A 9,145-nucleotide genomic window follows, 5' to 3' on the forward strand; every position below is an offset into this window, starting at 1 on the left:
GAGGAGGACGCCGCCTTGGCCGAGACGACCGACACTCAGGACACTGGCCTGCCCGAGGCATTGAGGTTCCGCTCACCGGCCCCGCTGGTGGATATCGGGGCCAACCTGACCCATGACAGCTTCGCCCGCGACCTGCCGGCGACGCTGCAGCGCGCCCGTGAAGCCGGCGTCGACACCCTGATCCTGACCGGCACGGACCTGGCGCATGCCGAGCAGGCCTCGGCCATGGCCCGCGAACATGCGGGCCTGTATGCCACCGCCGGTCTGCACCCACATGCCGCCAGTGAGTGGTCCAGCGCCCTGAAAGCCGGGATGCGCGAACTGCTGCGCCGCCCCGAGGTCGTCGCGGTCGGTGAGTGCGGCCTGGACTTCAACCGCAACTTCTCGACCCCGGCCGAGCAGGAGCGCGCCCTGGAAGCCCAGCTCGGCCTCGCCGCCGAGAGCGGCTTGCCGCTGTTTCTGCATGAGCGGGATGCCGGGGAGCGTCTGCACCAGATCCTGCACGCCTGGCGCGATGATATCCGCCGGGCCGTGGTCCATTGCTTTACCGGGGAGCAGCGCTCGCTCCACCGCTATCTGGACCTGGACCTGCACATCGGCCTGACCGGCTGGCTGTGCGATGAGCGGCGCGGCCACCATCTGCGCGACCTGGTGCGCGACATCCCCCTCGAGCGCCTGATGGTCGAGACCGACTGCCCCTACCTGCTGCCACGCAACCTGCCTGCCAAGCTCAAGGGCAGGCGCCATGAACCGGCCCTGCTGCCCTGGATCGTCCGCGAAATCGCCCATTGGCGCGGCAACTCGGAAGCCGAAATGGCAGCGGCCACTACCACCACGGCTCAGCGCTTCTTTCAGCTGGAAGCGCAAGGCACCCCGACCCGCCCCTCGAAGGAGGGACATTGACCATGACGGACCTGCCTGCATTCATCGCCATCGAGACCGGCAACGACGGCGAACTGCCCCTCTCGATTGCTTGGACCCTGCCGGATGGACGCGTCAAGCACACCCTGATTCAGCCGGACAATGACTGGCTCGAGGAAGAGCTGGTGGCCCTGGGCGAATACAGTCTGGAAGAATTGAACAGCCTGGGCGTGAGTCCGCTGGATGTGATTCGCGAGCTCGAGACCGACCACTTCAACGGCACGCTGTATACGGCCGGCGTCGGCTATGATGAAGCCGCCCTGTCGCGCCTCTTCCATACCTACGGCATGGATCCCTTTGTCGAACTCGCCCCGGCCGAAAGCCTGTACTCGAACCTGGCACCCGGCGAGTGGTACCGCGCGCGCGGCGAGCTGTTCAGCGAGCTTGGGCTGGAACCCATGCGGCCCGAGGAAGAAATCCAGGTCATGCTCGCCCTGCATCTACGGGTCCAGCAGGATGACGTCTGAGGGTTCTCACACGGCTTCGGCCGCTGCCGCGAGGCAGTTCAGTCCGGCGGCGATCGCTGCCTGACGACTGCCGGCCTGCTGATAGAAGGTCATCAGGGCCTCATGCAGTGCCCTGGCCCGCAACGGCAGCCCTTCCGTCGCGTAGCGTGCGGCCCGGGCCTCGACCCGGGCCCGGAAGGCATCACGATCGACGTCGGCCTGGCCGCCGAGGTTGTCGACACTGACATTGAACGGCAGGCCGCAGGCCCGGCTGAACAGCAACTCCAGGGCCTGGGGCGCCACCTCCACCGACTCGAACTCGCGTTGCTGCTCGGCATCCCGGCCATCCGGCTGATACCAGTAGCCATAATCCTCCCACTGGCGGCGGCGCGCGCCCGCGATGCACCAGTGACTGATCTCGTGCAGGGCACTGGCATAAAAGCCGTGGGCAAAGATCACCCGATGCCAGGGACTGGAGGCATCCGCCGGCAGGTAGAGGGGCTCGTCCTCTCCCCGTACCAGCCGAGTCTGGTAACCGGGCATGAAGAGGCCATCGAACAGGGCGATGATGTCATCCAGGTGGTGCGTCACAAGGGCTCCAGAACACGACTCGCGGAGAAACTAGTCGCCCAGTATAGCGAGCCCGGAATGGCAGCGAAAACCGCCGGCCGCTGATAAACTATGCGGCTCCCGGCAAGATGGCGCCCGGGCCCGTCCTCAGTTGCATGGAGCATCCACCGTGGTTCATTTCATACGCGACCTGCTCAGGGTGTCACGCCAGGACACCCTGCCGCTGATCCGGCTGGCCCTGCCCATCTGCGGCGCCCAGCTTGCCCAGGCCGGAATGAGTGTCGTCGATGTGATGATGACCGGCCGACTCAGCGCCACGGACCTGGCGGCGGTGTCGGTCGGCTCCAGCCTGTGGATGCCGCTGATGCTCTTCATGACCGGCACGCTCATGGGGCTGACCCCGGTGGTGGCCCATCTGCTGGGAGGCGGGCAGCGGCACGCCATCCGTATCCAGGTGCATCAGGCCCTGTGGATCGGCTTCGCCCTGGGACTGCTCTCGGCAGTCCTACTGTGGACCACCGTGAGGCCGATCTTTGCGGTCATGGGCGTTCCGGATCAGGTCGCCGAACACGCCGCGGCTTATCTGGCCGCCGTGGGCTTTGGCATGCCGGGTGTCGCCATCTTCCAGACGCTGCGCTCGTTTTCCGATGGCATGAATCACACGCGGCCTGCGCTGTGGATCAGCCTGGTCGGCCTGGCCGTCAACATTCCCAGCAACTACCTCCTGATCTATGGCGGCGATGGCCTGACGGCCCTGCTGGGCGAGGGGCTGCCGGATGCCCTGCAGGCACTGCCTGCCCTGGGGGCAATGGGTTGCGGCATCGCCACGGCGCTATCCATGTGGCTGATGGGCCTGGCCATGGCCTTCTACACCCGACGCAGCCGTGCCTATGGCGATGTCGAACTCTGGTGCCAGCCGGCGCCGCCGCGCTGGCGGCTGATCGCTGAACTCCTGCATGTCGGCGTGCCGATCGGGGTGGCGATCTTCGTCGAGGTCACCCTCTTCACCCTGATCGCCCTGTTCATCGCCAGCCTCGGGGAAATCACCGTGGCTGCTCACCAGGTGGCACTCAACTACACCAGCCTGCTGTTCATGCTGCCCTTGTCACTGGGCATGGCGCTGACGGTCAGGGTCGGCAACACGCTCGGCCAGGGCCGTTCGCAACGGGCGCGCCTGATTGCCTGGAACGGCATCCTGATCGCCTTCCTGGTCGCCCTGCTCAACTGCCTGATACTCTGGTCCACGGCAAGCCCGGTGGTGGCGCTCTACACCCATGATGCGGCCGTCCAGCAGCTGACGCTGTCACTGATCGGCCTGGCCATGATCTTTCAGGTATCGGACTCCCTGCAGGTCGGTTTGGCCGGCGCCTTGCGCGGCTACAAGGACACCCGGGTGATCATGCTGATCACCCTGCTGGCCTACTGGCTAGTGGGCCTGGGTGGCGGCCACCTGCTTGGCATGCATGGACTCTTCAATGCCGTTTCGCCCCTGGGCGTGCACGGCTACTGGATCGGGCTGATCGCCGGCCTGACCGTGGCCGCTGTCCTGTTGGGCGAGCGCCTGAGACGACGCAGCAAGGCGGTGGCCCTTGGTAAAGAAGATATCCCGCAGACGGACTGATCGCCGCACGACGACCTGGCGGCTCCTGCTCGTGATGCTCTGTGCCATCTGGCTGGCGGGCTGCGGCCAGGGAGCCGCCGAGCAGCGCCTGTTGCACTATCAGCAACGCCTCGCCGAGGCGTTGGACGTCGCATCGCCGCCAAACGCCACGCCGCGCAATATCGGGCGCTTTCCCGAACGTCAGGCACGCCTCTTCTCCCTGCCGGATATCCGCGTGGGACTGACCGACATCTATGCACTGCGCGGCTGTCACATCAGTAACCTGGTGGCGAAGCGCAATAATCAGTTGGGCAAGGTGGCCGCCCCCAGTCAGCGGTGGCTGTACGAGCTCGAGTTGTGGCGGCGCCTCAAAGCCTGCTGGAATACCTCGGTACCCAGCTCTCTGGATGCCGAGGACCGCCAGCGTCTCGACCGGCTGACGCGCCTGAAGACGGAGCACCTGCCTCGGGCCAGCTGGAATGCGCTGTTCGATTCCAGCGAATGGGTCGATAGCTTCTCGCGGGCCAGTTCGCCGCTGCCGCCCGCGGCCCTGTCGGCCGTGGACACCCAAATGCCTGCATTGAAGTACCTGCGCACGGCGGCACAACGTCAGCTCGACCCGGACTGGAGCACCGACTCCACCACCCTGGAAGGTCACCTCAACACCCTGCGCCAACGCCCGCTGACCGCCGAAATCCTGCGTGCCCTGCTGCTGGTCGAGCAACGCCTCGAGGAGGCCTCGTCACTGCTTGATCGGGCCCTGGCTCGCCCCACAGTCTGCTCCACCGAGCTGCCCGACATGGCCTCCCTGGCACAATGGCTAACGCGCCTCGACCGGCAGGCGATCCGCTGGCTGAGCGCCCTTGGCGACCTGATCGACGCACACCCGCCCACGCCACCGGCGGCCGTGGCCACCTATCGCCACGCCTGGCTGTCACTCGAGAACCCGCAAGCCCCGCTGGCCTCGATGCGTGCGGCGCGGAAACATCATCGCGAGCTGCGCCGCGCGTATGCCACGCAGTGCCGTTGACGCCCTGCATGCCCGGGTGACGTGATGCCTCCGTGCGTCCCGGGGGCTTAACGCGGTCATGACTCTGTGCTATTGATGAAACATGGAGAGACGTTAGCGCAGCCGACCGATCACGCAGCAGGAGGGACGTTATGGGTATCCCGATGTCACCCCGCCCCGCCCGGGTCATCGACCTGGAAACCATGCGCCAACGCCAGGCGGCCAGGCGTCGCCTGATTCGCCTCTCACCCGAACTGGACGGCCTGGAGATGGTCTACCAGCTGCCCGCGGAGCCCGGCACCTACTACGGCATGCCGTTGCTCGCCTGGGGGCTCCGGGAAGACGGCCGGGTTGTGGGTCTGGTGCCGTGGATGGAGCATCTCACACCCTGCCAGCAGCTCGATGACCCCGAGCATGGTCATTTCATTGGCTATCGTGATCCGGAAACCGAGGAGCTGTTCGAACAAGCGCCCGAGCACAAGGTGCTCGAGCTCGAGCAGGCCGCGGCCTACTTCGAGTATGAAGCCACGCACGAGCCCACGCTGATTCAGCAACTGCCGGATACCCAGGGAACCCATGCGCTGTGCATGGATCAGGACGACATGCCCTGGCAGCTCAAGCAGGTCTTCGGCTGGCGGCTCTACAGTGATGGCGGCGTGGAGGCCCTGCTGGCCGACGAGACGCAGATCGAGAGCACCCCCATTCTTCCCGGCGACCCCTGCCTTTACACCGGCCACAGCCGCCATCGGATGGTGTACTTCTTCCAGCGCCAGATCGCCAACCGGATTCGCCAGGAAGACCCCGCCACCCTGGAGGCTCTGGCGCTGATGGTCATGCCGGAAGAGGAGTAGCATCCGTGCATGGGGCACAGGCTTCAGCCCAGGCGAATGAAGTAGAGGTACTGGTCCGCCCGTTCGCACTGATGGATCAGCGCGTGGCCCAGAAACCCGCAGAACTTGGGCACGTCGCGCGTCGTGGCCGGATCCGTGGCGACCACCTTGAGCACCTCGCCGGCCTGCATGTCGCGCACCTTGTTGTGCATCAACATGATCGGCTCGGGACAGTACAGCCCCGTTGTGTCCAATTCCGCATGACAGTCAGGCAAGGAATCCGCAGAATCATTCATCGATAACCTCGTCGTGTCGCAACACACCGTGTCGAAAGGAAAACAGGGAGACTGGCTGGATGATCAAGGTCATTATCGAACGTCGCATCATGCCCGGCCTCGAGGAAGAATACGAGGAAGCCGCCCGCGAGGCCATACGCCAGTCACTCGGCGCCACCGGTTTTGTCAGTGGCGAGACACTGGTCGAACAGGGCTACAGCGATCGCCGTCTGGTTATCACCAAGTGGCGTGACCTGCGTGCCTGGAAGGACTGGGCCAACAGCGAGCAACGCGCCAGAGCCATGCAGCGCCTGCAGCCATTGCTCACGGAAGCGGAACGCATCCGCATCTACGAACCGAGTTACTGACGTTCGGCCCACGACGGACGTCAGGGCGACTCAGTCGATGAGCCGCACGTGCACCGTCACTTCTTCCCGATCATGGTAGAGGTGGCGGCAGCTCAGTTCAGCCTTCACGCCGGCACGCTCGAGTGATGCCGACAAACGTGCCAGCCCGTCGGACACCGTCTGCCAGCGCTGCTTCATGGGCAGCTTCAGATTGAACACTGCCTCGCGACACCAGCGGTGTATCAGCCAGCGCTCGACCATGCTGATCACTCGGGACGGCTTGTCGACGATATCACAGACCAGCCAGTCGAGACGCGCCGGTGGCGTCCACACGAAACCATCCTCGCGCAGGTGTTCGACCAGGCCGGTGGCCATCAGATCCGCGTTCATCGGGCCATTGTCGATGGCAAAGACCTGCATGCCCCGTTGCACCAGCTGCCAGGTCCAGCCTCCCGGCGCCGCGCCCAGGTCGGCCGCCTGCATGCCATCACTCAAGCGAGCAGCCCACTGAGCGGCCGGCACGAACTCGTGCCACGCCTCCTCGAGCTTGAGCGTCGAACGGCTGGGAGCTCGCGAAGGTGAGCGCAGGCGACGAATGCCGCCCAGCTGCTCGCTGCGATTTCCCGGAAAACTCATGCCCAACTGCACGCGATCCCCATCGCTCCACAGCAAGTGCAGACGGCGTCCGCCCGCCTTGCGGCGCAGTACGCCGGCCTTGCGCAGCTGGCCTTCCAGGGGGCGCTTCAACGACTTGATCAACCCGGCCAGTGCCTTGGCCTCATTGGTATCCGGCGTCTCCTGCCATACAGACTCGGCACTCCAGCCACTGTCACGCACCTGCTCGATGATCGCACTCAAACGATCCGACCGATCCAACTGCAAGGGTGGCAATGCCACCAGACTCTGTCGGGCAAAGACCAGAGCGGCCAGAGGCAGGGCGCGATGAAGTGCATTGGCAGGCTCACCCGGCGGCATGACGAAACGCACATGCCCCGCATCCTGCTGGCAGTATGGTGATCCAGCAAAACCGCTGTGCTCTGCCTTCTCCATCACCTCCGCTGCCAGATCGGCCTCGAAACCGGGCCGGCAGTAAAGCAGCAGCTCGTTGGGAACATTCCGGGGCGGGACAGGGTTCGACACGGCGGTTCCTCTGCTCAATACCAGCTTGCGCCTCCATCATCCGCCGAGGCGCGGCCTGAACGTGGTAAAGCCGTTATCCTAACAGGTCGAGCGCCGCCAGCACGACGCTCGATGCCGGGTTTACTGACTCGCGCTGGCGCCGCGCGGGCTACCCAGCAGCCCTTGCTCGAGGGCCATGGCCCTGGCCGCCTGCGGTCCGGTCCACAGCGACGGCAGCAACACCAGCGAAACCGGAATCGCCGTGATGACGATAAACTGCTGCAATGCGTCAATCTGGCCCGAGCCCATGTACAGCAGGATAGCCGCCATCAGCGACATGGTGATTCCCCAGAAGGCACGCACCAGCCGGCTCGGCTCATCATGCCCGGAGCATACCACCGAGATGGCGTAGCTCATCGAATCGCCGGTGGTTGCCACGAAAATGGTCGTCAGCACCAGAATCGCCACGGCCATCATGGTGCCTCCCGGCAGGGCCTGAGCCACGGTCAGGGTCGCCACGTTGAACTCGAAGTTGTTCAAGGCGTCGGCCAGCTCGATGGCCCCTGTCAGCTGATAGTGGATCCCCGACCCACCCAGCAGCGTGAACCAGACCGTCGTGGCGATCGGCGCCATCACCGCGACCGCCAGGATCATCTGGCGAATGGTGCGACCACGCGAAATGCGCGCCACGAAGATCGCCATCAAGGGGCCATAGCCGATGAACCAGGCAAAGAAGAAGACGGTCCACCACTGCATCCACCAGTCCGGTGCCGTCTGCGAGGTCATCGTCGCCATGCTGAAGAAGGAAGACAGGTATTCGCCGAAGCCTTGCGTATAGGCGTCCACCAGGAACAGCGTCGGCCCGCAGATGAAGATCACCAGCGCAATGGCCAGGGCCAGAAAGACATTGAAACGACTGAGCACCTGGATACCGCGATGCACGCCTGTCAGCGCCGAAGTGATATAGACCGCCCCCAGCACCACCAGAATGCTCAACTGGGTACCATATCCTTCCGGTAGGCCGAACAGGTCATGCAGGCCAAAGCTGACCTGCGTCGCCAGGAAGCCGATCGGCCCGACCGTGCCTGCGACGACGGCAATCACGCACACGGCATCGATGACACCACCGAGCGCGCCACTGACCAGGCGCTTGCCCAGCACCGGCATCAGCAGAGTACGCGGCTGCAAGGGGTGGCCTTCATCATAATGCGCCCGAGCCAGCACGACAGCCGTCAGGGAACCCAGTACGGCCCAGGCCAGGAACCCCCAGTGCATGAAGGACTGTGCCAGGGCACCGGCAATTGCCTCGGGCGTTCCCGCCTCGGTCGCGAATGCCGGCGGAGTCACGATGAAGTGATAGACAGGCTCACCCGCGGCGAAGAAGACGCCGCCCCCGGCCAGCAGGGTACACATGATGATCGAAAGCCACTTGAAGGTGCTCAGCTCGGGGTGCTCCATCCTCCCTATTTTGGCGCTTGCCGCAGGAGTGAACGCCAGACCCATGGCCACCACAAAAGTCAGCAACAGCAGCAGCTGGAAATAGCTCCCCAGGGTCTTGGCAGTCCAGGCGAAGCCGGCGGAAACCCCTTTCGCCACCATCTCGATGTCATATATCGACAGGCCGATAAACGCCAGAATGAACCCCACGCTCAGGACAAGCACCAGCGGGTCGCCGAACTTGTGGGCGGGTCTTGTATCGTCAGTTTCCGTCATGCAGATCTCGTCGGTCAGGATGTAGTCGGGAGGTGGCACACTGGCAATGTCGCCATCCATGGCATGTGAATACGGTTATCGGACGGCAGCATTCAAGCTACCGGCAGCAACAAATGGACGGGGTCTCTCGAGATGCAGAAACACGCCCGGCTCATGTCTGGAATAGATGCCTGACGTCGGGGCGGCCATCCGCTCTGCGGCCACTGCGTGGCCTTGAGCCTGGGCTCGGGACGCCGCTACGCGGCTTTCCACCTCGCCCGTTCGCATGGTAAGGCCTGGTCATCGTACAGGCACAAACAAAAGCCCCCAACTCCG

Annotated in this window: 10 protein-coding genes; 6 read left to right on the top strand and 4 right to left on the bottom strand. The window is 64.6% G+C overall.

The window, feature by feature from the left end; genetic code table 11:
• The first annotated feature begins 15 nt into the window (after positions 1–15).
• Both HHA01_RS12650 and HHA01_RS12655 read left to right on the top strand, forming a co-directional pair.
• Positions 16–903 carry a TatD family hydrolase gene (locus HHA01_RS12650; RefSeq protein ID WP_141321257.1) on the top strand — a complete coding sequence of 296 codons (888 nt, stop codon included), beginning with the start codon at positions 16–18 and terminating at the stop codon, positions 901–903.
• Positions 904–905: 2 nt separating this feature from the next.
• Positions 906–1,388 (top strand): hypothetical protein, encoded by a 483-nt coding sequence (locus HHA01_RS12655; protein ID WP_141321259.1) that lies wholly within the window; start codon positions 906–908, stop codon positions 1,386–1,388.
• Positions 1,389–1,394: 6 nt separating this feature from the next.
• On the opposite strand, the gene HHA01_RS12660 is transcribed toward HHA01_RS12655, so the two are convergent.
• A complete protein-coding gene (locus HHA01_RS12660; RefSeq protein ID WP_141321261.1) occupies positions 1,395–1,958 on the bottom strand; it encodes an elongation factor P hydroxylase in 564 nt (187 codons plus the stop codon).
• A gap of 148 nt (positions 1,959–2,106) precedes the next feature.
• On the opposite strand from HHA01_RS12660, the gene HHA01_RS12665 reads away from it, so the two are divergent.
• From HHA01_RS12665 to HHA01_RS12675, 3 genes are all read left to right on the top strand, one after another.
• Positions 2,107–3,558 carry an MATE family efflux transporter gene (locus HHA01_RS12665; RefSeq protein WP_141321263.1) on the top strand — a complete coding sequence of 484 codons (1,452 nt, stop codon included), beginning with the start codon at positions 2,107–2,109 and terminating at the stop codon, positions 3,556–3,558.
• Between the two features lie 34 nt (positions 3,559–3,592).
• Complete coding sequence (locus tag HHA01_RS12670; RefSeq protein ID WP_141321276.1) at positions 3,593–4,567, top strand: DUF3080 family protein; 975 nt, start codon at positions 3,593–3,595, stop codon at positions 4,565–4,567.
• A gap of 131 nt (positions 4,568–4,698) precedes the next feature.
• On the top strand, positions 4,699–5,397 hold the full coding sequence (locus HHA01_RS12675; protein WP_141321265.1) for a hypothetical protein: 699 nt from the start codon (positions 4,699–4,701) through the stop codon (positions 5,395–5,397).
• 23 nt (positions 5,398–5,420) lie between these two features.
• Here the strand turns inward: HHA01_RS12675 and tusA are convergent, their stop codons facing one another.
• Complete coding sequence (tusA, locus tag HHA01_RS12680; RefSeq protein WP_141321267.1) at positions 5,421–5,672, bottom strand: sulfurtransferase TusA; 252 nt, start codon at positions 5,670–5,672, stop codon at positions 5,421–5,423.
• Between the two features lie 59 nt (positions 5,673–5,731).
• Between tusA and HHA01_RS12685 the strand changes: the two genes are divergently transcribed.
• Entirely contained in the window at positions 5,732–6,019 is a 288-nt protein-coding gene (locus HHA01_RS12685) for an antibiotic biosynthesis monooxygenase family protein (protein WP_141321269.1), read from the top strand.
• Positions 6,020–6,049: 30 nt separating this feature from the next.
• Here HHA01_RS12685 and rlmM read toward each other — a convergent pair whose 3' ends face one another.
• Both rlmM and HHA01_RS12695 read right to left on the bottom strand, forming a co-directional pair.
• Positions 6,050–7,138 (bottom strand): 23S rRNA (cytidine(2498)-2'-O)-methyltransferase RlmM, encoded by a 1,089-nt coding sequence (gene rlmM, locus HHA01_RS12690; protein ID WP_141321271.1) that lies wholly within the window; start codon positions 7,136–7,138, stop codon positions 6,050–6,052.
• Between the two features lie 120 nt (positions 7,139–7,258).
• A complete protein-coding gene (locus HHA01_RS12695; protein ID WP_141321272.1) occupies positions 7,259–8,830 on the bottom strand; it encodes a BCCT family transporter in 1,572 nt (523 codons plus the stop codon).
• Between the last annotated feature and the right edge of the window lie 315 nt (positions 8,831–9,145).

It is taken from the genome of Halomonas halmophila, from assembly GCF_006540005.1.
Taxonomy (GTDB): Bacteria; Pseudomonadota; Gammaproteobacteria; order Pseudomonadales; family Halomonadaceae; genus Halomonas; species Halomonas halmophila.